This is a genomic window from Acidovorax sp. KKS102, assembly GCF_000302535.1.
GTDB lineage: Bacteria > Pseudomonadota > Gammaproteobacteria > Burkholderiales > Burkholderiaceae_C > Acidovorax.
This window is the reverse complement of sequence record NC_018708.1, coordinates 1,283,552-1,308,484: the sequence shown is the minus strand read 5'-3', so window position 1 is coordinate 1,308,484 and position 24,933 is coordinate 1,283,552. Positions and strand designations below refer to the sequence as shown.

The window sequence follows — 24,933 nt, the reverse complement described above, 5'->3', positions numbered from 1 at the left end:
ATCAGCTATCGAAGGCCACCGATCGCGCCAGACTCTCCTGCGCTTCAAGGGCAGACAGCCTGCCCTTGAGCGCCGCCTGGATGACGCCGAAGGCGTCACCGCCCAGCGCCACCCGAAGCGGTGGCTTCTCGCTCGTGGCCGTGTCGAAGATCCGGTGCGCGATCTTCTGCGGATCGAGCGTGTACAACTCGTCACCCGCGTTCTCGAACATCGCGCGAATCTGTCCAGCGGGCGTGTCCTGATAGGCGGGGTTCGCCGGCGCGTACTGCAAATTGCGGCTGAAGCTCGTGCGAGCGCCGCCCGGTTCAATGAGTGTGACGAAGACCCCAAACCCCTCCAGTTCCTGGCGAAGGCATTCGCTGAAGCCTTCCAGACCCCATTTCGCGGCGTGGTAAAGACTGCTGGTCGGCAGGGAGCCTTGGCCACTGGCGCTGGAGATTTGGATGATCCGACCGGCTCGCCGTGTGCGCATGGCGGGAATGAAGGCCCGCGTGACGTGCACCGGCGCCAGCAGGTTGAGGCTGATCTGCCCTTCGATGTCCGCGTCGGAAAACTCTTCGGTGGCGCCTTAGGGCAGGGTGCCCCCTTTAGGGGCATCGAGTTTGCTGATCGAGAGGCTGCGTGGCTACGCCAGGCAATGCAGCCTCAATCGGACTGGCCCCATGGCCTGGGTGCCGCTCAAAACGTCGCCACCGCGTCAGCGGCGCACCCCTGTCGCTGTCGCTGAAAACTGAAGACCCAATATGAGCACCGTCGCCCCCATCAACGGCACCTAGTTGAGCTATCGATCAAGCATGGAGGCAAAGGAATCAAATGCATTCCCATACCTGAAATGCGTCGTGCTTGGGTTGCGGCAGTAATGGGGTCAGGGACAACCCGCCTTGCGCTGGTCGATTCAGGAAGGCAATCTACAGAAGTATCTCAATGAGATTTTGTGGCGAGCGCCCCTCAGGACGCTCGTGCGGGTCTACTTGGATGGCATCGCCGCTTGGCGGTCCACCATCATTTGCATCATCTGCTCCATCATGGCCATACGGCGCTCCATTTGAGCGTGCATGCCCATCATGCCTCCCATACCCGAGTTTCCGGAGGCTGCAGGCATGGCAGGTTTGGTCTGCGCCCCTTGCTGCATCATTCCCATCCCCATGCCACCAGAACTACCCGCGCCCATCGTGGCCATGCCTGACTGCATGAGCTTCATGTGCTCCTCCATCAGCGCTGAGCGTTCGGCGGGAGTCTTGGCCGCCTGCATTTTTTTGTGCATTTCCTGCATCGCCTTCATCTGACGATCAAAGGCGTCCGGTGCAGACGCGGCAGTGGCTGCCGGGGCAGACTGGGTTGTGACGCCGCCGCTCTGTGCATCTCCGGGGTGGTGGCCTGCGTGTTCGTCCTCAGGTTTTGGCGATTGCGCGACGGCACAGCCTGCCACGAATAGGGTTGTCAACAGCCCAGCGACGATGTTCAGACGCATGATGGTCTCCTTGGTAGTTCAACTGCAGCATGACGACGTCTGCCTTGCACCGTCTTGATCCACATCAACAGGGGTTACGGGCCGAGACGCACAGCAGCAGCCACCGGTTGTTCGGCGAGATGCAGGACTCACCGCCGCGTCTGCTTTGTATCCAGCACGCTCAATTGCGGAGCGGACAAGCTCCACAGTGTCGTCTTCGACTTGCCCAGGAACGCGGACCTGCCGCGTGGCCACATCGATTTCTACTTCGACGCCTGCTGGCAGTTGGGCCTGAGCTATTGCTCGACGAATACGCTGAGCACAACCGCCGCACGTCATATCAGGAACATTGAAATGGACCATGTGAGCCTCCTTTGGTTGATTCACTGTTTGACTATGAACCTTTCCACGATGAGAAGGTCAAGCTCATTCGCAAAGATCAACCGGGCATCAAGATCGAGAGCGGCACTCGCTCAGGCAGACAAGGCTATGCCGATTCGATCATGCTTGGCGAGCTGCATGCTGAGAGGCACTTAACGTCTTTCCGAGTCGACTGCGAAGCTCGCGAACCTGCTTGAACTGGCTTCAAGGCGCAACACGTGTCAGGAGCCAACGTATTGGTGTTCTCCATCTCCATCCAAAAAAATGGCCCACCGCTCCGAACGTCCGATGAGAGTTCGTCAGCGGACTTCCATGGTGGCTGGACGAGCGACCGCAACCGCTGCTTATGGAGAGCTCTCCATAAGCAGCGTTATGCACAGCACGCAGTTATGGACAGTTGGCCAGTCTGAACGCGCCAGAGGCTGTGATCGCCCTGGTAGATCGCAAGGAGGCGGTGCCGTTGAACTGGACATAAGTTCGCAGTCGGCGCATGAATGGTGATCTCACAACTGGAGATCACCATGGACTTGATTCTTTCGATGCACCCGATGGCCAGGGCATGGCTGCTCGATGGCCCGCTGTCTTCATACGTCGGGGCGTTCCAGGCATTGCTGGAGCGCGGCCGGTACGCCGAAGGCAGCTCGGAGACTGCCCTTCGTGCCTGGTCGCACTTTGCCCACTGGATGGCGAAGTGCCAGGTATCTGCCGAACAGATCGACGAAGCCCTCGTCGAGCAGTTTCTGGATTCGCATCTGCCGCGCTGCGACTGCCATCCCGCGGCTCTGCGTACACGCAGCGGCTTGAGCGCCAGTCTCGGACACCTGCTCGCCTTGTTGCGGGAACAGCATGTCATCGTGGAACTGCCAGGCCCCAGCGGTCCCATTGCAGAAGAACTGAACCGTTACAACGTCCACATGCGCGACGCCCGCGGCCTGGCGATAGGCACGCGCGAGGATCGGCTGGTACTCGTAGGTCGTCTGCTGCAATGCAAGTTCGCGGGCAAGGCCATCGCCATCGGCGAGTTGCAGCCGGAAGACGTTCGCGGCTTCATCGCAACCGAGCTCACGCGGGTCAGCAGCGGGTCGCATTCCAGCGCGGTCACTGCTGCGCTGCGGGCCTACTTCCGATACCGCGGGACCTGCGGTGACGCAGTGAACAGCCTGCTCGGCGCTATCTCGTCGCCGGTGCGATGGAGCCAAGCATCGTTGCCGCGCGCGCTGACGACCGAGGAGGTCCAGCGCCTCGAAGCGCATTGCGCCGAGGCCAAGCGGGCTCCGCTGCGCCTGCTGGCCATGGTGCGCCTGGCCTTGGATCTCGGACTGCGCGTGGGCGAGATCGCCAAGCTGGAGATCGGCGACTTCGATTGGCGTGCCGGAACGGTGACCTTGAAGCGAACAAAGTCCCAGCGCCAGGATGTCCTACCGCTGCCGGTGCTCACCGGGCAGGCTCTGGCGGAGTACATGAGACACGAGCGGCCCGCAACCACGCTGCCATCGCTGTTCGTCCGTCGGTTGGCGCCACACGACAAGCCCATCGGCGTCGATGCAGTGAGCCAGGCAATCGGGCGTGCCCTGCGAGGTGCCGGCATCTCACGCGGTTGCCATTCGTTGCGTCACACGCTGGCCTGTCGCCTGGTCAACAGCGGCAGTTCGATCAAGGAGGTCGCCGATGTGCTTCGGCATCGATCGCTGGACACCTCGTTGATCTACGCCAAGCTCGACTTGCAACTGCTTGCCGAGGTCGCTCTGCCTTGGCCTGGGAGTGCATCATGAGCGCCGCAGCATCGGCGAACATCGACCTCACCGCCAAGGTGGAGCAATACCTGACTGAACGCCTGCGCCTCGGGTTCAAGCCGTGCTCCTCTGATCTCGCTGTGCGCAGCTTCACTCGCTTCATGGTCGGAGAGGGACGCGACATCGCGTTGACGGTAGACGTGATGGTCCAGTGGGCGCACCAGGTACAGCCTCGGTATCTCGTGGGCGGCCGGGCCAATGTCGACACGGCAGCGCGCCGACTGGCAACGCTGCGCCCCTTCATGCGCTGGCTCCAGCAGTTCGATCCGACTGTCGAAGTTCCTGACGATTCCAGCTTCGGTCCGATCCCGCGCCGCGTGGCGCCTCACATCTACAGCGAAGCCGAGATCGCGGCATTGATCGTCGCTGCCCGCCGACTCGGCCCCTCGGATGGCCTTCGTGCCACCACCTATGCAACGCTGTTCGGTCTGATCGCATCGGCCGGGCTTCGGGTCTCTGAAGCGATCAACCTGGCCGACTCGGATGCAGATCTGGACGGCGGCATCCTGACCATACAGCAGACCAAGTTTGGCAAGTCCCGCATGGTGCCGCTGCACCCCAGCGTGATCGGTCCGATGGCAGCCTACCGGGCCTTGCGCCGCCAGTACGTGCCTGCGAAGCCGCAGATGACATTCTTCGTGGGCTCGCGTGGCGTGCACCGGGGTGAACCGCTGGGAGATCGGCAGGTGCATCGAGTGTTCTGTCAGCTGCGCGAGCAATTGGGTTGGATCGATCGCGGCGGCCATGGCCGACCGCGGGTGCATGACCTGCGCCATAGCTTCGCCGTGAGACGGATGATCCTGTGGCACCAGCAGGGAGCGAACCTTGACCAACGAATGCTGGCCCTGTCCACGTACATGGGCCACATCAATATCTCCAGCACGTACTGGTACCTGAGCGGCGTGCCGGAGTTGATGGCGTTGGCCGGCGCTCGATTCGAACGCTTCGCCGACGTCGCGGAGAACGACGATGAGTAGTTCTGAACACCGCAAGCCCGCTCCGCCGAGCTTCGCGACGCTGGTCCAGTCCTTCTTCGCCGAGCACCTGACGCAGCAGCGCGCGTTGAGCCCGCAGACCGTTGCGGCCTATCGGGACGCGTTCGTGCTGTTCCTGGACTTCGCCCAGGCGCAACTGCACAAGACGCCCACGACGCTGTCGCTCGCCGACCTGACGCCCGCGCTGATCCTGGACTTCCTCGATCATCTCGAACGCGATCGGCACAACACCGTTCGCAGCCGCAATGCGCGACTGGCCGCGCTGCGCTCGTTCCTGAAGTTCGCGGCCCGGCGAGACGTGACGGCACTTCAGGTCGTCGAGCAGGCGCTCGGCGTGCCGATGAAGCGCTTCGAGCGGCCGATGTTCGAGTTCCTGACACGCGAGGAGATGCTGGCCGTGATCGGCGCGCCAGGAGCGGATTGGATGGGCCAGCGAGACAAGCTGCTGCTGGCCCTGCTGTACAACACCGGTGCCCGCGTGTCGGAGGCAATCGGCGTAAAAGTGGGCGACGTCGTGCTGGCACCCGCCGCCTGCGTGCATCTGCATGGCAAGGGACGCAAGCAGCGGTCGGTGCCGCTCTGGCGATCGACGGTCAAGGTGATCCGCGCCTGGCTGAAGTTCAACCCGGACCTGACTCCCACGTCGGCGCTGCTGCCCAACCGTGGCGGACAGGCGATGACGCGGTCCAACGTGACGCAGCGCCTGGCATTGGCCGTCAAGAAAGCCGCGCTCACGACGCCGAGCCTGGCCGGGAGAACGATCTCTCCACACTGCCTGCGTCACTCGACCGCTATGCACCTTCTGCAGTCGGGCGTGGAAATCAGCGTGATCGCTCTGTGGCTCGGACACGAGAGTCCGGCGACAACGCATCAGTACATAGAGGCCGATCTCGCCATGAAGGAAAAGGCACTGGCCAGGCTTCAGGATCCCAATGTGGTCCCACAGCGGTTCCGGGCAGAAGACGATCTGTTGAAGTTCCTCAAGACCTTGTGATTACGTGAAGTTCAAAGACGCGACCGCAGCCCTCTTGCGAGGGCGGCGACGCCGCGCTGCCGGACCAACTGTGCATAACTGCGTGCTGTGCATAACGCTGCACTGCAGTCCATCACCCGCAAAGCGGCGCGTCTCTATCACCTCCATCTAAACACGCGCAGGAGGCAACACGAGTCCTGTCCTGAGCACTCGGCCCAACTGCGGCATAGCCACCCTCACGAGCAGGTCTCGTTTGGCCAGATAGTCAGCAACCCGTTGGAACCCCGCAATCGTTGCATCATCAAGTCCGCTGAAAACGCCAACACCACAGTGAGTGAAACGCGCCTTGTAATTCGGCTCATTGCTGTTGTGGTACAGCCCCGCTCGGGTTTCATCTGGGACGACGCCGGCCACGTCGTCACCAACTTCCACGTCATCCAGGGCGCGTCCGAAGCCACCGTCAAACTGGCCGACGGCCGCGACTACCAGGCCGCGCTGGTGGGGGCAAGCCCAGCGCACGACATCGCTGTACTCAAGATCGGTGTCGGTTTCAAGCGCCCGCCGGCCGTGCCGGTCGGCACCAGCGCCGACCTCAAGGTGGGTCAGAAGGTGTTCGCTATCGGCAACCCCTTCGGCCTGGACTGGACGCTCACCACTGGTGTCGTCTCCGCGCTCGACCGCTCGTTACCCGGAGAAGCGGGCGGCCCGGCCATCGATCACCTGATCCAGACCGACGCCGCCATCAACCCTGGCAACTCCGGTGGGCCGCTGCTCGATTCGGCAGGAAGGCTCATCGGCATCAACACGGCGATCTATAGCCCCTCCGGCGCCTCGGCCGGGATTGGTTTCGCCGTACCGGTGGACACCGTCATGCGCGTAGTCCCGCAACTCATCAAGACCGGTAAGTACATCCGTCCGGCGCTGGGCATTGAGGTGGACGAACAGCTCAATCAGCGCCTGCTGGCGCTGACTGGAAGCAAGGGCGTGTTCGTGCTGCGTGTTACCCCTGGTTCGGCAGCGCACAAGGCCGGCCTCGCGGGTGTCGAAGTCACGCCGCAAGGCATCGTGCCCGGCGACCGCATCATCGGTGTTGATGGCAAGGCGACGGACGATGTGGCTAAGCTGCTCGAGCAGCTAGACGACAGAAAGGTCGGCGATGTGGTGATCTTGTCAGTGGAACGGGCCGGCAAAACGAGCGAAGTGCGTGTGGAGCTGCAACCGGGGATTTGATCGAGTCGACCGGCAGCGGCAATGTGGCCCACAACGTCACATCGTCGCGCGGGGCGATGTAGTTGGCCCCGAACACCAAATTGGCGTCGGTGGCGGCAGGTTGATCGAAGAGCAGATCGATCAAGGGCGGACCGACCACCACGGTGACGGCGGGCGCGGGCAACGTGGCGACCCAGGTCAAAGCCGTTGATCGGTCGGCGAACCTGTGTGGCTGCAACCAGCCTGAAGCAGCCAGATCGTAGAGCCGCTCTGCAGCGGTTGGAGCCGGTCGCGGATCTGATCCGGCTTCATGATGCCGGGCACCAAGCTGTCATCGGTTCACCAAGCAGCGCGGCCGCGACAATGACCGGTATCGAGGGAACTTCGGTCCTCCGGGGTAGTGGGCTGCACGTCTCCTAGCCAGCTCACTGCCGAATGTCCGCTGTTCGCGGGAGCCAACTCACGCTCTCGACCCCTTCGCGTCGTTCGCGCTTCTGCAGGTCAGGGGGGCTCAATGACCGCATTTGAGCCGAGACCGTGAACTGCACTTCCATCGGCGTGCGGCTGCAACCGCTGCTTATGGAGAGCTCTCCATAAGCAGCGTTATGCACAGCACGCAGTTATGCACAGTTGGTCCGGCAGCGCGGCGTCGCCGCCCTCGCAAGAGGGCTGCGGTCGCGTCTTTGAACTTCACGTAATCACAAGGTCTTGAGGAACTTCAACAGATCGTCTTCTGCCCGGAACCGCTGTGGGACCACATTGGGATCCTGAAGCCTGGCCAGTGCCTTTTCCTTCATGGCGAGATCGGCCTCTATGTACTGATGCGTTGTCGCCGGACTCTCGTGTCCGAGCCACAGAGCGATCACGCTGATTTCCACGCCCGACTGCAGAAGGTGCATAGCGGTCGAGTGACGCAGGCAGTGTGGAGAGATCGTTCTCCCGGCCAGGCTCGGCGTCGTGAGCGCGGCTTTCTTGACGGCCAATGCCAGGCGCTGCGTCACGTTGGACCGCGTCATCGCCTGTCCGCCACGGTTGGGCAGCAGCGCCGACGTGGGAGTCAGGTCCGGGTTGAACTTCAGCCAGGCGCGGATCACCTTGACCGTCGATCGCCAGAGCGGCACCGACCGCTGCTTGCGTCCCTTGCCATGCAGATGCACGCAGGCGGCGGGTGCCAGCACGACGTCGCCCACTTTTACGCCGATTGCCTCCGACACGCGGGCACCGGTGTTGTACAGCAGGGCCAGCAGCAGCTTGTCTCGCTGGCCCATCCAATCCGCTCCTGGCGCGCCGATCACGGCCAGCATCTCCTCGCGTGTCAGGAACTCGAACATCGGCCGCTCGAAGCGCTTCATCGGCACGCCGAGCGCCTGCTCGACGACCTGAAGTGCCGTCACGTCTCGCCGGGCCGCGAACTTCAGGAACGAGCGCAGCGCGGCCAGTCGCGCATTGCGGCTGCGAACGGTGTTGTGCCGATCGCGTTCGAGATGATCGAGGAAGTCCAGGATCAGCGCGGGCGTCAGGTCGGCGAGCGACAGCGTCGTGGGCGTCTTGTGCAGTTGCGCCTGGGCGAAGTCCAGGAACAGCACGAACGCGTCCCGATAGGCCGCAACGGTCTGCGGGCTCAACGCGCGCTGCTGCGTCAGGTGCTCGGCGAAGAAGGACTGGACCAGCGTCGCGAAGCTCGGCGGAGCGGGCTTGCGGTGTTCAGAACTACTCATCGTCGTTCTCCGCGACGTCGGCGAAGCGTTCGAATCGAGCGCCGGCCAACGCCATCAACTCCGGCACGCCGCTCAGGTACCAGTACGTGCTGGAGATATTGATGTGGCCCATGTACGTGGACAGGGCCAGCATTCGTTGGTCAAGGTTCGCTCCCTGCTGGTGCCACAGGATCATCCGTCTCACGGCGAAGCTATGGCGCAGGTCATGCACCCGCGGTCGGCCATGGCCGCCGCGATCGATCCAACCCAATTGCTCGCGCAGCTGACAGAACACTCGATGCACCTGCCGATCTCCCAGCGGTTCACCCCGGTGCACGCCACGCGAGCCCACGAAGAATGTCATCTGCGGCTTCGCAGGCACGTACTGGCGGCGCAAGGCCCGGTAGGCTGCCATCGGACCGATCACGCTGGGGTGCAGCGGCACCATGCGGGACTTGCCAAACTTGGTCTGCTGTATGGTCAGGATGCCGCCGTCCAGATCTGCATCCGAGTCGGCCAGGTTGATCGCTTCAGAGACCCGAAGCCCGGCCGATGCGATCAGACCGAACAGCGTTGCATAGGTGGTGGCACGAAGGCCATCCGAGGGGCCGAGTCGGCGGGCAGCGACGATCAATGCCGCGATCTCGGCTTCGCTGTAGATGTGAGGCGCCACGCGGCGCGGGATCGGACCGAAGCTGGAATCGTCAGGAACTTCGACAGTCGGATCGAACTGCTGGAGCCAGCGCATGAAGGGGCGCAGCGTTGCCAGTCGGCGCGCTGCCGTGTCGACATTGGCCCGGCCGCCCACGAGATACCGAGGCTGTACCTGGTGCGCCCACTGGACCATCACGTCTACCGTCAACGCGATGTCGCGTCCCTCTCCGACCATGAAGCGAGTGAAGCTGCGCACAGCGAGATCAGAGGAGCACGGCTTGAACCCGAGGCGCAGGCGTTCAGTCAGGTATTGCTCCACCTTGGCGGTGAGGTCGATGTTCGCCGATGCTGCGGCGCTCATGATGCACTCCCAGGCCAAGGCAGAGCGACCTCGGCAAGCAGTTGCAAGTCGAGCTTGGCGTAGATCAACGAGGTGTCCAGCGATCGATGCCGAAGCACATCGGCGACCTCCTTGATCGAACTGCCGCTGTTGACCAGGCGACAGGCCAGCGTGTGACGCAACGAATGGCAACCGCGTGAGATGCCGGCACCTCGCAGGGCACGCCCGATTGCCTGGCTCACTGCATCGACGCCGATGGGCTTGTCGTGTGGCGCCAACCGACGGACGAACAGCGATGGCAGCGTGGTTGCGGGCCGCTCGTGTCTCATGTACTCCGCCAGAGCCTGCCCGGTGAGCACCGGCAGCGGTAGGACATCCTGGCGCTGGGACTTTGTTCGCTTCAAGGTCACCGTTCCGGCACGCCAATCGAAGTCGCCGATCTCCAGCTTGGCGATCTCGCCCACGCGCAGTCCGAGATCCAAGGCCAGGCGCACCATGGCCAGCAGGCGCAGCGGAGCCCGCTTGGCCTCGGCGCAATGCGCTTCGAGGCGCTGGACCTCCTCGGTCGTCAGCGCGCGCGGCAACGATGCTTGGCTCCATCGCACCGGCGACGAGATAGCGCCGAGCAGGCTGTTCACTGCGTCACCGCAGGTCCCGCGGTATCGGAAGTAGGCCCGCAGCGCAGCAGTGACCGCGCTGGAATGCGACCCGCTGCTGACCCGCGTGAGCTCGGTTGCGATGAAGCCGCGAACGTCTTCCGGCTGCAACTCGCCGATGGCGATGGCCTTGCCCGCGAACTTGCATTGCAGCAGACGACCTACGAGTACCAGCCGATCCTCGCGCGTGCCTATCGCCAGGCCGCGGGCGTCGCGCATGTGGACGTTGTAACGGTTCAGTTCTTCTGCAATGGGACCGCTGGGGCCTGGCAGTTCCACGATGACATGCTGTTCCCGCAACAAGGCGAGCAGGTGTCCGAGACTGGCGCTCAAGCCGCTGCGTGTACGCAGAGCCGCGGGATGGCAGTCGCAGCGCGGCAGATGCGAATCCAGAAACTGCTCGACGAGGGCTTCGTCGATCTGTTCGGCAGATACCTGGCACTTCGCCATCCAGTGGGCAAAGTGCGACCAGGCACGAAGGGCAGTCTCCGAGCTGCCTTCGGCGTACCGGCCGCGCTCCAGCAATGCCTGGAACGCCCCGACGTATGAAGACAGCGGGCCATCGAGCAGCCATGCCCTGGCCATCGGGTGCATCGAAAGAATCAAGTCCATGGTGATCTCCAGTTGTGAGATCACCATTCATGCGCCGACTGCGAACTTATGTCCAGTTCAACGGCACCGCCTCCTTGCGATCTACCAGGGCGATCACAGCCTCTGGCGCGTTCAGACTGGCCAACTGTCCATAACTGCGTGCTGTGCATAACGCTGCACCCCCGCCCTTCGCATGCGGATGACAAGTTCAGACTGATTGCTGCCACTTAGGTTCGACGGCAGAGTCCATGGGCGCCAACGCAAGCGGTCGCTTACCGGTCAGGATCTCAAGCGACCGATCGATTACCTGTACCGGTCGTTCGGCACTGTAGCGAAGTGCAAAGTTCTGGAATGGCCCTTTGCGTCACGGACGAAACGGTGTTCTGGACCATGGGCAGGCCTTCTTCAAGCGCCAGCAGGGAGGGCGAATCACTTCTTTTGGTCCTTCAGTGTCCGTAGCGCAATACCCGCCACCCGGGTTCCCTGTGCTCCTCAAAGTGCGTGATAGACGGGCAATAGTTCACTTTGACCTGATGCTGTTGCAACATTCTGATCATTGCTCTCGCCGCAAATAAAGAAGGAAACAAGGGGTGGCCGTTGGATCGCAATGCCCAAGACATCGCGCGCGGTATGTGGATATGCGGCAGTCTTGACGTCGCCATCCGCATCCGGCATTTGTGCAGGTGAGCCTGCCGTGAATCTCGTTGAAGGTGCGTGGATAAACTTTGAGCGCCGACTGGCGAGCTGCTCAGGCCTGACCTCGATGGAGTCACATTTCATGGCGCCGTGTTCTCGGCGCCAAATACCTGGTCGACAAATGCCAGCAGCGAAGCGGTGGGCTGTTTGTCGCGATGCACGACCAGGTGAGATTGTCGGAGCTGCCGCGGCAAGGTCGTGGAGATGCGGCACAGGCGGCCGGCCTCCAAAGCGTCGCTCACGACCCACGACGAAAGGCAGGCCACCCCCATACCCGCCTCGGCCGCATGTTTGATCGCCTCCGAACTTCCCAGCTCGATGCTTCGACGGTAGGAGCGCAAGTGGGGCAGCAGACTTTGGTCGGTGGCCTCGCGCGTTCCCGAGCCCGACTCACGCAACAGCCAGACCCCTTCACGCAGTGTCCGCATTGGCACCCGCTCGCCGGCCAGGCTCATTCGTGCCCACGCGCTGTCAGGCGATGTAACGACCACCATCTCGTCCTGGTGCCATGGCGTGACGGCCAGCGCCGCTTGGTGGCAAGGCCCTTCGATCAGGCCCACGTCCAGTTCAAACGCAGCGACCGCGTCACAGATGGCCGCCGTGTTTCCGATCACGACCTTTGAGCGCCAGGCACTGGCATGGCCCGGTTGCGCTGCGACAAAACGGGCCAGCAGCCTGGGCAGCACATAGTTGCCGATGGTGGTGCTGGCGCCGATGCGCAGCGACTGCGCCTGGGCGCTGCCATCGCGGGACATCAGCTCGATGCCGGCGGCACCGTCCAGCAGCGCCAGGGCCCGCGGCAGTAACGCACGGCCGTTGTCGTTGAGCAGCAGGCGCTTGCCCGCGCGGTCGAACAGGCGCAGCGACAGCAGCCGCTCAAGTTCATTCACGGCCGAGCTGGTGGCCGACTGCGACAGCGCAATCTCGGCGCTGGCTGCCGTGGTAGTGCCGCTGCGCGCAACCGCCACGAAGATCTGCAGCTGTCGCAGCGTGAGGCGAAGGGTATTCATGGCGGATTCGTTTGCAAAGCGATTAGATGGGTACATCTTAGCGATACAACCCGTTTGACGGGTCATCCATGAAGCCGGAAGCTTTGTCCTCACGAACTTCAACCGGAGGCAAGCAGCATGACCATCAACGTACTTCCTGAGCCACGCACATTGGCCTCTGCATCGGCTTTCGCACGCATGCTCCCCGGCCTGGCCCTGAGCGGCGCCTTGGCTGCCACCGGTATCGCGCTGGGCCGCATCGCCTGGCTGCAGGACCATGGCTTCAGTGCGCTGACGCTGGCCATCGTGCTGGGCATGATCGTGGGCAACACGGTTTACCCGTGGGCCCCGCGCTTGGCGGTAGCCAGCGGCGCCGGCGTCAACTTCTCCAAGCAGAACCTGCTTCGCCTGGGCGTGGTGCTGTACGGCCTGCGGCTCACCGTGCAGGACATTGACCATGTCGGCATCGCTGGTGTCGCCATCGACGCGATGATATTGGGTTCGACCTTCGCACTGGCCTGCCTCATCGGCACGCGCTGGCTGGGCCTGGAGCGCAAGACGGCGATGCTGATCGGCGCTGGCAGTGCCATCTGCGGCGCTGCTGCGGTGATGGCCGCCGAGCCGGTGGTCAAGGCGCGCGCCGAGCAGGTCACGGTGGCGGTGGCCACGGTGGTGGTGTTCGGCACGCTGGCGATCTTCCTGTACCCGGCGCTGTTCGAGCTGAACCGGCACTGGGCGCTGATCCCCGGCGGCGCCAACGGGTTCGGCATCTACGTCGGATCGACCATCCACGAGGTGGCCCAGGTGGTGGCCGCAGCACGTTCGGTGGGCCCGGACGCAGCCAACTCGGCCGTCATCGCGAAGATGGTTCGAGTAATGATGCTGGCGCCGTTCCTGGTGATGCTGTCGGCTTGGCTGGCGCGCGACAGCACCCTGCAAGCCCTAGTGGAGGCAGAGCATGCTCACGCCAAGGGTCAACTCGCTGTGCCCTGGTTCGCCTTCGGCTTCGTCGCGGTCGTGTTGCTCAATTCGCTGCAATGGCTGCCGGCGTCGGTGGTGGCAGTGACGACCGAGATTGACACCGCGCTGCTGGCGATGGCGATGGCTGCGCTCGGCCTGGCCACGCACATCGGCGCCATTCGCAAGGCCGGGGCCAAGCCGCTGCTGCTGGCGTTGATCTTGTTCGGCTGGCTCATCGTCGGAGGCGCGCTCATCAACCGCTGGGTGCCGGCCCTGCTGGGCTGAAGCCTCGAATTCACGGCCCAGGGCCCTGACCCTAAATTTCTTTGCACGCTCTGGAATAGACCGCATGCCGACGCCGTCTGCTCTTTTGTCGGGACCTATCTGACCCTTCGTCCCGCACTCACCCCCCTTCACTTCACACCAACCCTTCATCGGAGCCCACAATGTTCAAGACTTTCGCTTTCGCCGCCACCGCCCTGACGCTCGCCTCCGGCAGCGCCTTCGCCGCCCCCAGCGACGACGCCCGCACGCACTTCCAGGCCATCGCCTCGGGCGACACCCAGATCGTCATGCGTGCCTATGCCGACCAGGCCCAGCTGAACTGGGTAGGCGGCCCACTCGACGGCACCTATGCCACCACCGATGCCATTCGCGGCACCTGGGAGAAGTTCGGCAAGGCCGTCGGCCCACTGAAGCTCACAGTCGGCCAGATTGAAGAATCGGCCAACCCCAAGGGCGCCACCGTCTCGGCCAACGTCGTCTTCGAAGGCAAGATGCCCATCAAGGTGCGCTACGTGCTGACGTTCCGTGAAGGCAAGATCGTCAGTGAAACCTGGCAGATCGACCCCAAGCTGGCGGTGGCTGCGGCTTACTGAACGGCACGCAGCGTGGCTACTCTCCACCAGACCCCAAAGGACAACCCCATGAAGCACCTTTCGACTCTGGCCGCGCTGCTGATCACAGCGGCTTCCTTCGCGGCACCACTCACCGGCGCTATGGCTGCCGACGCGCCGGCCAAGCTCGCCAACGGCGCGCTGGTCGACGCCAAGGGCATGACGCTCTACACCTTCGACAAGGACGTGGCAGGCAGCGGCAAGAGCACCTGCAACGGCGGCTGCGCCGCGCTGTGGCCGCCCGCGATGGCCGCCGCCAGCGACCAACCCGCCGGTGCATACACGATCGTCATGCGCGACGACGGTGCGCGCCAGTGGGCCTACAAGGGCAAGCCGGTGTACACCTACCAGGCCGACCAGAAGCCCGGCGACCGCGCCGGCGACAACTTCAAAGACGTCTGGCACATCATCAAGGAATGACATTTGCTGTCGACTTCCGTCCAGACCCTCAGGCCACGACCCCCCGATGCAAGACGACGCAAGCCTGCTGAGCTGGGTGCCGCGCCTGCGCCGCTATTCGCGCGCGCTGGTGAACAACCGTGACGACGCCGACGATCTGGTGCAGGACACGCTGGAGCGGGCCTGGGCCAAGTCGAACCTGTGGGGCGGCGTGGCCGACATGCGCGCCTGGCTCTTCAGCATCATGCACAACCTGCACGTCGATGGCGTGCGCCGTCCCAGGCTGCACACCGTGACCATGGACGACGACACGCCCGAAGTGCCGGTGGCGCCGACACAAACCGACAGGCTGGCTGTACTGGATCTGCAGGCTGCACTGGACTTGCTGCCCGTCGAGCAGAAGGAAGTGCTTCTTCTGGTGACGCTGGAAGACATGGCCTATGCCGATGTGGCGCAGGCCCTGGGTATCCCCATCGGCACCGTGATGTCGCGCCTGTCGCGAGGCCGTGAGCGCCTGCGCGGCCTGATGGAAGGCCGCGCAGAACCGGTGCGGCTGAAAGTCGTCAAATGAATGTATTGAGAAGCAACCCATGAATACCGACCGTCCGCCACCGTCCATTCCCCCGGTCACCGAGGCCGACCTGCATGCGTTCGTTGATGGCCGCCTGCCCGCTGAGCGCCAGGTCGAGATCGCCGCTTATCTGGCCGCACGCCCTGAAGACGCGCAGCGCCTGGAGGCCTACCGGGCGCAGAAGCGCGAACTGCACGTCTTGTTCGATCCCGTGCTGTATGAACAGCCGCCGCAGCGCCTGCTGAAATCGGCGCGCCCGCGTGCCGTGCCGCAGACGCCTTGGTACCTCCAGCGCCTGGCCGCTGGGATCGCCATCGCCGTCATCAGCGGCGCCACAGGCTGGGGCTTGCGGGGCGGCCTGCCCGCGGGGGGCGACGATGCCGGCCGCATGGCCGCCGCAGCACCCGCCGAGCGCGGCCTGACGCTGGTGTCAGCGGGCAGCTTCGCACAGCGCGCGGCGGTGGCCCATGCGGTGTACAGCCCAGACGCGCGCCGCCCGGTCGAGGTGGACGCGGCGCACGAAGACCAGCTCGTGGCCTGGCTGTCCAAGCGCATGGGCGCGCCGATGAAGCCGCCGCACCTGCAGGCCCAGGGCTACACGCTGGAAGGCGGGCGCCTGTTGCCGGGTGGCCAGGGGCCGGTGGCGCAGTTCATGTACCGCAACGAGCTCGGCAGCAAGCTGACGCTGTACGTGTCCAACGATGTCGCCGACGTGGGCAGTGCCGCGGGGCCGGACAAGGCACTGCAGGCCGGCGTGAAGAACACAGACACGGCCTTCCGCTTCGCACGCGAAGGTGTGGTCAATGTCTTCTACTGGGTCGACGGTCCCTTCGGCTACGCCCTGTCGTCCGACGCCGACCGCAGCGTGCTGGCGCAGGTGTCGGCCGAGGTCTATCGGCAACTTGGCACCCCGCGCTGAAGGCCAGGGCGGCGTCGGCGCGACGCGCTGTCGGCATGCCCAGGGAATGAAACGGCCCGAGCCGCGCTCTTGACCTGAAGCAAGCGCTGGGCAGTGGTTCATCGGCGGCTGCCGGCCCACGACCCAAGCGATCACTCTCCACAACAACTCAGAAAGCAAACATGACCACCCAACGCCGCGACATTCTCAAGTACACCCTGGCCGCCGCGGCAGCCAGCGCGCTGCCCGCAGCACATGCCCAGGCCCCGTCCGGCGCTTCAGCGGGAGCCGCAGCCACCGGCATCGACCCGCGCGATCGCGTCTTCATCACCAATGAAGACTCCAACACGCTGGTGGTCATCGACCCGAAGACCAACACCGTCGAGTCGACGATCAACCTGACCAGCTTTGACGAAGACCCTCGTCCCCCGTTTCGCTTTGTGACGGCCGGCGTGGCGCCAACGCACGCGGCGATGGTCCACAAGCCGCTGTACCACGGCTGTATCGATGCGCACGGCGCGGTGCCGTCGCCCGATGGCCGGTTGCTGGCCACCAGCGGGCGCGGCTCCAGCAACATTTATCTGATCGACGCCGAGCAGCGCCGCGTCATCGGCAACACACCCAACCCTGCGTCTGGGCCCACCACCAACCCCGAGCGCCTGAGTAGTGGCCTGCTGCTGGGCCGCGAACCGCACGAGCCCACTTTCACGCGCAACGGCCGCGAGCTGTGGGTCACGCTGCGCGGTGAAGACCGCATTGCCATCGTCGGCGTCGATCGTGCCGTTCGCCAGCTCAAGGGGGCCGACAGCCCGGGCTCCAGCGCGGTTCGCCAATACCTGCCCACGCTGAGCGGCCCGGCGCAGGTGTGGTTCAACCGTGAGGGTACGTTGGCCTTTGTGGCCAGCCAGAAGGTGTCGAAGATCGACGTGTTCCGCGTCAACCCCGGCGCGGATGGCCACAGCCAACCGCAGCGGCTGACCACGCTGGACATCAGCGCACAGGACAAACCCGGCTTCACGCCCTTCATGAAGACCACACCCGACGGTGCCGAGGTGTGGTTCTCGCACAAGCTGGCTGATGCGGTGTCTTGCCGCTCGACGCAGGGTGGCTTCGACCTGATCGACACCGTGCCGCTGGGCATGGGCGCGCGGCCCAACCACGTTGAGTTCGTGCGCAATGCGCGCGGCAGCGTGGTCTATGCCAGCCTGGCGCGCATCGACGATGGTGGCCCCGGCGGCGTGGCGTCGAGCCCGATCGCCATCATCGACCGCAGCGCTCCGGGCGGACAGCGCAAGGTGGTGGGCACCTTCTCCAGCCGTGGCCGCGAGTCGCACGGGTTGTGGACCAACCCCGAGAACACGCTGCTGTATGTGGCCCACGAACAGGACGAGCTGCCCGGCACGCCCAACGCGGGCCAGACCGTGTGCAGTGCATTTGATGTGAGCGACCCGCTGCGCCCGACCTTCATTGCGCAGATCCCCCTGGGCAATCTGACGCTGCCCTCTGGCGCGCTGCGCAACAAAAAGAGCATCAACCTCGTCTACGTGCGTGTGGGCGAGAAGGGCCAGACGGCATGAGCGGCGCGCACACCAGCCACGGCGCCAGCGCCGCGCACACCAGCGCATTCCAGCGGGATATGGACGAATCGATGGCCCGCATGATGCAGGCCATGCACAGCCCGGGCTACGCAGGCCAGGCCGACCAGGACTTTCTGGCGATGATGATTCCGCACCACGCCGGCGCTGTGGACATGGCGCGGCTGGTGTTGCAGCATGGGCGCGATCCTGTCACCCGGCAGTTGGCCGAGGAAATCATTGCCGGGCAGACGGTGGAGATCCAGAGCATGCAACGCCGACTGCACACCCTGCAGCAGCGCACAGCCAAAGGTGCGGAAGCGGAATTTCCGTCGCTGGGTGGGACGCGGGGGCCTTGATCGACAGCCCTAGGGAAAGTACCGATGAGCGCCACGGAATGAACCAAGCCACGCAGCGCTCTTGATCACCATGCTGTTCCAGTCTGCCGAGTCCCGCTATAACCAATGGGTGCGTGAGCACTACCGTTTTTTGCTGCGCAGTGCGTGGGCGCTCACTGGTTCGCGCGCCATTGCCGAAGACGTGGTGCAAGACTGTTTTGCCAACGCCTGGAAGCACCGGGAGCAACTGCGCGACGCTGCGCTGGCACGGGCTTGGCTCTTTCAGATCATGCGCCGCGCCGCCTTTCGCCAGGCCGCACCCAGCATGCAGTCGCTGGACGATGAAGAGCAGCCCGAGCAAGCGGCGCCCGACGCGGGGCTGGACGACAAACTCGATGTCGTCAAGGCGCTCGCGCGCCTGGCGCCCATCCACCGCGAGGTGCTGGTGCTGTTTTATTTCGACGACATGCCCACCGCCCAGATGGCCGAGGCGCTGGAGATCGCGCCCGGCACGGTGTTGTCGCGCCTAGCCCGTGCGCGCGACGCTTTGAAGCTGGCCATGGGGGTACCTGCGACACCCAAGGCCGATGTCAACGTTACCCCGTTTCGCAGGACCAAGACATGAGCCCCGATACCGACGCGCCTTTCCTGCCCGACAGCGAATTCGATTTGCGCGCGCGCGCCGAGTTGGCGATCGCCTTCGAGGCCAGCGACGCACCGGCACACCTGTACCGAAAGCCGCAGCCGCTGCTGGCGCGACGCGGCTTGCAGCGTTTTCTGGCTGCGCTTTTGCTGGCCGGTGGCACCAGCGGCGGGGTGCTAGCCGTGCGACCGCCAGCGATGGTGCGCGACGCGATCGACCACGAATACCACGAGCGCAGCTTGCGGGGCAGTTTCATGGAGCAGCGCCAGTTGCTCATGCACCTGGGCATGCGGGACGCCAACGTGGTGCCCGGGTTTCCCCAACTCATGCGGCCATGCGATATCGAAGGTCACCTCGCTTACCACCTCACCACGTTCTTCGAGAAGGGCGGCATGGTGACGGTGTATGCCTTTGACCAGCCTGTGGACCTGCGCGAGGCCAGCGGCTGGTGGAGCAACGTGCACTGGAAGGTGATCCGCTCGCGCGAGGGCAAGCCCTTGTTGCTGGTGGCCCAGAAAAAGAAGGCACTGGCGGTCGCGCAGACGGCACTGCAGGCACCTCCCGTGTCCGGGCCAGGCTGAGGCACCGCGTCCCTGTCAACGAATCAACCGCTCACCCCTTTCACCCCAACCGGCGCACGACGCCCAACCACCGGAGACCCCAGAAATGAACCAACAACCCACCTCGCTCCCCCGGCGCCACCTGCTGGCCGGCAGCGGCGCTGCTTTGGCTGCCGTTGGTCTGGCCAGCTTTGGCCGCACCGCAGCCGCTGCTGGTGAGACCGCGCCCGTCGCCGTGGCCGGTGCTGCCAAGCCTCTGCCAGCGTACGTGGGCTGGAAGGACCCGGCCAGCCTGATCGTGCACAGCAGCACCACCATTGAGACCAAGCGCAGTGTGTTCGGCACCAGCGTAATCACGCCGTCCGAGCAGCTCTACATCCGCAACAACCTGCCCGCGCCCGACGTCTCGATCCTGGGCAACCGCGATGCCTGGGAGATCAACATCGAGGGGGTGAAGAACCCGCGCAAACTCACGCTGGGCGACCTCAAGCGCATGGGCATCGAGACCACGGCGATGGTGTTGCAATGCTCTGGCAACGGACGCGGCTACTTCCCCAACAAGCCCAGTGGAACGCCTTGGCAAGTGGGCGCAGCAGGCTGTGTGGTGTGGAGCGGTGTGCCGGTGCGCTGGGTGGTGGATGCCCTGGGCGGCGTGGAGGCCGGCATGGCCTACCTCACCGGCACAGGCGGCGAAAAACTCCCCGATGGACTGGACCCCAAGAGCGTGATCGTGGAACGCTCGGTGCCTGCTGCCGCACTCGCCGATGCCCTGCTGGCCTGGGAAATGAACGGTGTGCCGATTTCGCTGGCCCACGGCGGCCCACTGCGCTTGATCGTGCCGGGTTACACGGGCGTGAACAACATCAAGTACGTCAAACGCCTGGCCTTCACCGCTCAGGAGACCGACGCACGCATCATGTCGCACGGCTACCGCATTTCACCGCCCGGCGCGAAGGGCGACCCGTCGCAGCCATCGGTGCAGGAAATGACGGTGAAGTCGTGGATCAACGGTCCCGGCACGGACGGCGCCCCGCTTAAAGCGGGTGACACACAGATCCATGGCGTGGCGTTTGGCGGCATGAACGCGGTGGCCAAGGTCGAGGTTTCTCTGGACGGCGGAAAAACCTGGCAGCTCGCGCGCATGGTGGGGCCCGACCTCGGCCGCTTTGCGTGGCGGCAGTTTGTTTTTGCGGCACGCCTGCCGGCGGGCCAGTTCACCCTGGCGAGCCGAGCCACCGACACCGCAGGCAACGTGCAGCCCGAACAACGCATGGAAAACGCGGGCGGCTACAACAACACCAGCTGGGCCGACCACGCCGTGAAAGTGAGCGTGGCATGAAGCGCACAATCCAAAAACACGCGTTGGTCGCTGCCCTGTGGTCGTTGGCATTCACAGTGCTGCCCGTGCACGCCGCCGACGATGCCGCGCAACTTCAACAAGGCAAGGTGTTGTTCGGCCAAGGCGCGGTGCCTGCCTGCGCCCTGTGCCATGCGCTCAAGGACGCGGGAGCCGAAGGCGCCGTGGGCCCCAGCCTGGACGAGCTCAAGCCCGATGCCAAGCGCGTGGCCACCGCGCTGCGCAACGGGATTGGGCAGATGCCGTCCTACAACGGCAAACTCAGTGATGCGCAAATTGCCGCCCTGGCGGCCTACGTGGCCAAGGCTTCGGGTGGATCAAAGTGATGGCTGGTTGGCCACAGCGCTGCTGCGCCAACTGACAAAAAGGACGGGATCACCTGCAAACAGCGATCCCGACTGAGTGGCTGACCCAGGGCGGGTCAGCCACTCACCATCACTTGCCTGGTTTGATGTCGGGGACCACCATCCAGCCAGCCCCCATCATCACAACCGCCGGGAACTTCTCGCCGGCCTAAGTCTTGCCCAGCATGGCCTTGTGCTCGCGGTAAGCCATCAACGCTGGCGACACGCCCAGGTGATTGATCGCACCATGCTTGATGCTGCTGCAGTCTTGCTCGTCGAGCTTGCAGATCTCTGCACGCTGTTGTCAACTCTCTAGCAATGTCAACTACGCGCCTGAAACCTGTCTCTGCGCCTTACCACGATGCATGAATAGGAGTGATCGCAATCCGGCACGCCAAGGGCATGCACGTTGAAAACTCGAACGGCAGCAACCGCTGCTTATGGAGAGCTCTCCATAAGCAGCGTTATGCACAGCACGCAGTTATGGACAGTTGGCCAGTCTGAACGCGCCAGAGGCTGTGATCGCCCTGGTAGATCGCAAGGAGGCGGTGCCGTTGAACTGGACATAAGTTCGCAGTCGGCGCATGAATGGTGATCTCACAACTGGAGATCACCATGGACTTGATTCTTTCGATGCACCCGATGGCCAGGGCATGGCTGCTCGATGGCCCGCTGTCTTCATACGTCGGGGCGTTCCAGGCATTGCTGGAGCGCGGCCGGTACGCCGAAGGCAGCTCGGAGACTGCCCTTCGTGCCTGGTCGCACTTTGCCCACTGGATGGCGAAGTGCCAGGTATCTGCCGAACAGATCGACGAAGCCCTCGTCGAGCAGTTTCTGGATTCGCATCTGCCGCGCTGCGACTGCCATCCCGCGGCTCTGCGTACACGCAGCGGCTTGAGCGCCAGTCTCGGACACCTGCTCGCCTTGTTGCGGGAACAGCATGTCATCGTGGAACTGCCAGGCCCCAGCGGTCCCATTGCAGAAGAACTGAACCGTTACAACGTCCACATGCGCGACGCCCGCGGCCTGGCGATAGGCACGCGCGAGGATCGGCTGGTACTCGTAGGTCGTCTGCTGCAATGCAAGTTCGCGGGCAAGGCCATCGCCATCGGCGAGTTGCAGCCGGAAGACGTTCGCGGCTTCATCGCAACCGAGCTCACGCGGGTCAGCAGCGGGTCGCATTCCAGCGCGGTCACTGCTGCGCTGCGGGCCTACTTCCGATACCGCGGGACCTGCGGTGACGCAGTGAACAGCCTGCTCGGCGCTATCTCGTCGCCGGTGCGATGGAGCCAAGCATCGTTGCCGCGCGCGCTGACGACCGAGGAGGTCCAGCGCCTCGAAGCGCATTGCGCCGAGGCCAAGCGGGCTCCGCTGCGCCTGCTGGCCATGGTGCGCCTGGCCTTGGATCTCGGACTGCGCGTGGGCGAGATCGCCAAGCTGGAGATCGGCGACTTCGATTGGCGTGCCGGAACGGTGACCTTGAAGCGAACAAAGTCCCAGCGCCAGGATGTCCTACCGCTGCCGGTGCTCACCGGGCAGGCTCTGGCGGAGTACATGAGACACGAGCGGCCCGCAACCACGCTGCCATCGCTGTTCGTCCGTCGGTTGGCGCCACACGACAAGCCCATCGGCGTCGATGCAGTGAGCCAGGCAATCGGGCGTGCCCTGCGAGGTGCCGGCATCTCACGCGGTTGCCATTCGTTGCGTCACACGCTGGCCTGTCGCCTGGTCAACAGCGGCAGTTCGATCAAGGAGGTCGCCGATGTGCTTCGGCATCGATCGCTGGACACCTCGTTGATCTACGCCAAGCTCGACTTGCAACTGCTTGCCGAGGTCGCTCTGCCTTGGCCTGGGAGTGCATCATGAGCGCCGCAGCATCGGCGAACATCGACCTCACCGCCAAGGTGGAGCAATACCTGACTGAACGCCTGCGCCTCGGGTTCAAGCCGTGCTCCTCTGATCTCGCTGTGCGCAGCTTCACTCGCTTCATGGTCGGAGAGGGACGCGACATCGCGTTGACGGTAGACGTGATGGTCCAGTGGGCGCACCAGGTACAGCCTCGGTATCTCGTGGGCGGCCGGGCCAATGTCGACACGGCAGCGCGCCGACTGGCAACGCTGCGCCCCTTCATGCGCTGGCTCCAGCAGTTCGATCCGACTGTCGAAGTTCCTGACGATTCCAGCTTCGGTCCGATCCCGCGCCGCGTGGCGCCTCACATCTACAGCGAAGCCGAGATCGCGGCATTGATCGTCGCTGCCCGCCGACTCGGCCCCTCGGATGGCCTTCGTGCCACCACCTATGCAACGCTGTTCGGTCTGATCGCATCGGCCGGGCTTCGGGTCTCTGAAGCGATCAACCTGGCCGACTCGGATGCAGATCTGGACGGCGGCATCCTGACCATACAGCAGACCAAGTTTGGCAAGTCCCGCATGGTGCCGCTGCACCCCAGCGTGATCGGTCCGATGGCAGCCTACCGGGCCTTGCGCCGCCAGTACGTGCCTGCGAAGCCGCAGATGACATTCTTCGTGGGCTCGCGTGGCGTGCACCGGGGTGAACCGCTGGGAGATCGGCAGGTGCATCGAGTGTTCTGTCAGCTGCGCGAGCAATTGGGTTGGATCGATCGCGGCGGCCATGGCCGACCGCGGGTGCATGACCTGCGCCATAGCTTCGCCGTGAGACGGATGATCCTGTGGCACCAGCAGGGAGCGAACCTTGACCAACGAATGCTGGCCCTGTCCACGTACATGGGCCACATCAATATCTCCAGCACGTACTGGTACCTGAGCGGCGTGCCGGAGTTGATGGCGTTGGCCGGCGCTCGATTCGAACGCTTCGCCGACGTCGCGGAGAACGACGATGAGTAGTTCTGAACACCGCAAGCCCGCTCCGCCGAGCTTCGCGACGCTGGTCCAGTCCTTCTTCGCCGAGCACCTGACGCAGCAGCGCGCGTTGAGCCCGCAGACCGTTGCGGCCTATCGGGACGCGTTCGTGCTGTTCCTGGACTTCGCCCAGGCGCAACTGCACAAGACGCCCACGACGCTGTCGCTCGCCGACCTGACGCCCGCGCTGATCCTGGACTTCCTCGATCATCTCGAACGCGATCGGCACAACACCGTTCGCAGCCGCAATGCGCGACTGGCCGCGCTGCGCTCGTTCCTGAAGTTCGCGGCCCGGCGAGACGTGACGGCACTTCAGGTCGTCGAGCAGGCGCTCGGCGTGCCGATGAAGCGCTTCGAGCGGCCGATGTTCGAGTTCCTGACACGCGAGGAGATGCTGGCCGTGATCGGCGCGCCAGGAGCGGATTGGATGGGCCAGCGAGACAAGCTGCTGCTGGCCCTGCTGTACAACACCGGTGCCCGCGTGTCGGAGGCAATCGGCGTAAAAGTGGGCGACGTCGTGCTGGCACCCGCCGCCTGCGTGCATCTGCATGGCAAGGGACGCAAGCAGCGGTCGGTGCCGCTCTGGCGATCGACGGTCAAGGTGATCCGCGCCTGGCTGAAGTTCAACCCGGACCTGACTCCCACGTCGGCGCTGCTGCCCAACCGTGGCGGACAGGCGATGACGCGGTCCAACGTGACGCAGCGCCTGGCATTGGCCGTCAAGAAAGCCGCGCTCACGACGCCGAGCCTGGCCGGGAGAACGATCTCTCCACACTGCCTGCGTCACTCGACCGCTATGCACCTTCTGCAGTCGGGCGTGGAAATCAGCGTGATCGCTCTGTGGCTCGGACACGAGAGTCCGGCGACAACGCATCAGTACATAGAGGCCGATCTCGCCATGAAGGAAAAGGCACTGGCCAGGCTTCAGGATCCCAATGTGGTCCCACAGCGGTTCCGGGCAGAAGACGATCTGTTGAAGTTCCTCAAGACCTTGTGATTACGTGAAGTTCAAAGACGCGACCGCAGCCCTCTTGCGAGGGCGGCGACGCCGCGCTGCCGGACCAACTGTGCATAACTGCGTGCTGTGCAT

The 24,933-nt window shown here is 64.2% G+C and carries 24 protein-coding genes and 2 pseudogenes; 18 read left to right on the top strand and 8 right to left on the bottom strand.

Annotated features, from left to right (window positions below; all coding sequences use genetic code 11):
- Window position 1 precedes the first annotated feature (1 nt).
- The 3 genes and pseudogenes from C380_RS05945 to C380_RS25800 form a co-directional block, all read right to left on the bottom strand.
- A pseudogene (locus C380_RS05945) lies at window positions 2-550 on the bottom strand (SDR family NAD(P)-dependent oxidoreductase); the annotation flags it as partial.
- Between the two features lie 417 nt (window positions 551-967).
- On the bottom strand, window positions 968-1,471 hold the full coding sequence (locus tag C380_RS05940) for a hypothetical protein (RefSeq protein ID WP_015012969.1): 504 nt from the start codon (window positions 1,469-1,471) through the stop codon (window positions 968-970).
- An 18-nt stretch (window positions 1,472-1,489) separates the two neighbouring features.
- Window positions 1,490-1,813: a heavy-metal-associated domain-containing protein gene (locus C380_RS25800; RefSeq protein WP_083871583.1), complete on the bottom strand. Its 324-nt coding sequence runs from the start codon at window positions 1,811-1,813 to the stop codon at window positions 1,490-1,492.
- A 539-nt stretch (window positions 1,814-2,352) separates the two neighbouring features.
- On the opposite strand from C380_RS25800, the gene C380_RS05930 reads away from it, so the two are divergent.
- The 4 genes and pseudogenes from C380_RS05930 to C380_RS05915 all read left to right on the top strand — a co-directional run.
- Window positions 2,353-3,603, top strand: a complete 1,251-nt coding sequence (locus C380_RS05930; protein ID WP_235516236.1) for a site-specific integrase — start codon at window positions 2,353-2,355, stop codon at window positions 3,601-3,603.
- The gene (locus tag C380_RS05925; protein ID WP_008903160.1) at window positions 3,600-4,601 is read left to right on the top strand and encodes a tyrosine-type recombinase/integrase; all 1,002 of its coding nucleotides are present in this window, start codon (window positions 3,600-3,602) and stop codon (window positions 4,599-4,601) included. The genes C380_RS05930 and C380_RS05925 overlap by 4 nt, the downstream gene beginning before the upstream one ends.
- Window positions 4,594-5,613 (top strand): tyrosine-type recombinase/integrase, encoded by a 1,020-nt coding sequence (locus C380_RS05920; RefSeq protein WP_015012965.1) that lies wholly within the window; start codon window positions 4,594-4,596, stop codon window positions 5,611-5,613. The genes C380_RS05925 and C380_RS05920 overlap by 8 nt, the downstream gene beginning before the upstream one ends.
- A gap of 363 nt (window positions 5,614-5,976) precedes the next feature.
- A pseudogene (locus C380_RS05915) lies at window positions 5,977-6,822 on the top strand (S1C family serine protease); the annotation flags it as partial.
- Window positions 6,823-7,499: 677 nt separating this feature from the next.
- Here the strand turns inward: C380_RS05915 and C380_RS05910 are convergent.
- The 5 genes from C380_RS05910 to C380_RS05895 form a co-directional block, all read right to left on the bottom strand.
- Window positions 7,500-8,519, bottom strand: a complete 1,020-nt coding sequence (locus C380_RS05910; RefSeq protein ID WP_015012965.1) for a tyrosine-type recombinase/integrase — start codon at window positions 8,517-8,519, stop codon at window positions 7,500-7,502.
- Window positions 8,512-9,513, bottom strand: a complete 1,002-nt coding sequence (locus C380_RS05905; protein ID WP_008903160.1) for a tyrosine-type recombinase/integrase — start codon at window positions 9,511-9,513, stop codon at window positions 8,512-8,514. Before C380_RS05905 ends, C380_RS05910 begins: the two co-directional genes overlap by 8 nt.
- A complete protein-coding gene (locus C380_RS05900) occupies window positions 9,510-10,760 on the bottom strand; it encodes a site-specific integrase (protein ID WP_235516236.1) in 1,251 nt (416 codons plus the stop codon). The genes C380_RS05905 and C380_RS05900 overlap by 4 nt, the downstream gene beginning before the upstream one ends.
- Window positions 10,761-11,231: 471 nt before the next feature.
- Window positions 11,232-11,519, bottom strand: a complete 288-nt coding sequence (locus C380_RS24880; protein ID WP_133156668.1) for a hypothetical protein — start codon at window positions 11,517-11,519, stop codon at window positions 11,232-11,234.
- Window positions 11,516-12,445, bottom strand: coding sequence for a LysR family transcriptional regulator (locus tag C380_RS05895; protein ID WP_008904225.1), 930 nt, complete (start codon window positions 12,443-12,445; stop codon window positions 11,516-11,518). The genes C380_RS24880 and C380_RS05895 overlap by 4 nt, the downstream gene beginning before the upstream one ends.
- A gap of 117 nt (window positions 12,446-12,562) precedes the next feature.
- Between C380_RS05895 and C380_RS05890 the strand changes: the two genes are divergently transcribed.
- The 14 genes from C380_RS05890 to C380_RS05825 all read left to right on the top strand — a co-directional run bounded on the left by C380_RS05890 (window position 12,563) and on the right by C380_RS05825 (window position 24,840).
- Window positions 12,563-13,669, top strand: a complete 1,107-nt coding sequence (locus tag C380_RS05890; protein ID WP_008904226.1) for a YeiH family protein — start codon at window positions 12,563-12,565, stop codon at window positions 13,667-13,669.
- Between the two features lie 161 nt (window positions 13,670-13,830).
- A complete protein-coding gene (locus C380_RS05885; RefSeq protein ID WP_008904227.1) occupies window positions 13,831-14,262 on the top strand; it encodes a nuclear transport factor 2 family protein in 432 nt (143 codons plus the stop codon).
- Between the two features lie 120 nt (window positions 14,263-14,382).
- The gene (locus C380_RS05880; RefSeq protein ID WP_231624607.1) at window positions 14,383-14,700 is read left to right on the top strand and encodes a hypothetical protein; all 318 of its coding nucleotides are present in this window, start codon (window positions 14,383-14,385) and stop codon (window positions 14,698-14,700) included.
- 46 nt (window positions 14,701-14,746) lie between these two features.
- Window positions 14,747-15,250: an RNA polymerase sigma factor gene (locus C380_RS05875; RefSeq protein WP_008904230.1), complete on the top strand. Its 504-nt coding sequence runs from the start codon at window positions 14,747-14,749 to the stop codon at window positions 15,248-15,250.
- A 19-nt stretch (window positions 15,251-15,269) separates the two neighbouring features.
- A complete protein-coding gene (locus C380_RS05870) occupies window positions 15,270-16,169 on the top strand; it encodes an anti-sigma factor (RefSeq protein WP_015012966.1) in 900 nt (299 codons plus the stop codon).
- A 161-nt stretch (window positions 16,170-16,330) separates the two neighbouring features.
- Entirely contained in the window at window positions 16,331-17,725 is a 1,395-nt protein-coding gene (locus tag C380_RS05865; protein ID WP_008904209.1) for a YncE family protein, read from the top strand.
- Complete coding sequence (locus tag C380_RS05860) at window positions 17,722-18,081, top strand: DUF305 domain-containing protein (protein WP_008904210.1); 360 nt, start codon at window positions 17,722-17,724, stop codon at window positions 18,079-18,081. Before C380_RS05865 ends, C380_RS05860 begins: the two co-directional genes overlap by 4 nt.
- A gap of 70 nt (window positions 18,082-18,151) precedes the next feature.
- A complete protein-coding gene (locus C380_RS05855) occupies window positions 18,152-18,685 on the top strand; it encodes an RNA polymerase sigma factor (RefSeq protein WP_050813810.1) in 534 nt (177 codons plus the stop codon).
- Window positions 18,682-19,284 (top strand): hypothetical protein, encoded by a 603-nt coding sequence (locus tag C380_RS05850; protein WP_008904212.1) that lies wholly within the window; start codon window positions 18,682-18,684, stop codon window positions 19,282-19,284. Before C380_RS05855 ends, C380_RS05850 begins: the two co-directional genes overlap by 4 nt.
- An 85-nt stretch (window positions 19,285-19,369) precedes the next feature.
- Window positions 19,370-20,602, top strand: a complete 1,233-nt coding sequence (locus C380_RS05845) for a sulfite oxidase (RefSeq protein ID WP_008904213.1) — start codon at window positions 19,370-19,372, stop codon at window positions 20,600-20,602.
- Window positions 20,599-20,946, top strand: a complete 348-nt coding sequence (locus C380_RS05840; RefSeq protein ID WP_008904214.1) for a cytochrome c — start codon at window positions 20,599-20,601, stop codon at window positions 20,944-20,946. The genes C380_RS05845 and C380_RS05840 overlap by 4 nt, the downstream gene beginning before the upstream one ends.
- Before the next feature lie 633 nt (window positions 20,947-21,579).
- Complete coding sequence (locus tag C380_RS05835; RefSeq protein ID WP_235516236.1) at window positions 21,580-22,830, top strand: site-specific integrase; 1,251 nt, start codon at window positions 21,580-21,582, stop codon at window positions 22,828-22,830.
- On the top strand, window positions 22,827-23,828 hold the full coding sequence (locus tag C380_RS05830) for a tyrosine-type recombinase/integrase (protein WP_008903160.1): 1,002 nt from the start codon (window positions 22,827-22,829) through the stop codon (window positions 23,826-23,828). The genes C380_RS05835 and C380_RS05830 overlap by 4 nt, the downstream gene beginning before the upstream one ends.
- The gene (locus C380_RS05825) at window positions 23,821-24,840 is read left to right on the top strand and encodes a tyrosine-type recombinase/integrase (protein ID WP_015012965.1); all 1,020 of its coding nucleotides are present in this window, start codon (window positions 23,821-23,823) and stop codon (window positions 24,838-24,840) included. The genes C380_RS05830 and C380_RS05825 overlap by 8 nt, the downstream gene beginning before the upstream one ends.
- The last annotated feature ends 93 nt before the right edge of the window (window positions 24,841-24,933 follow it).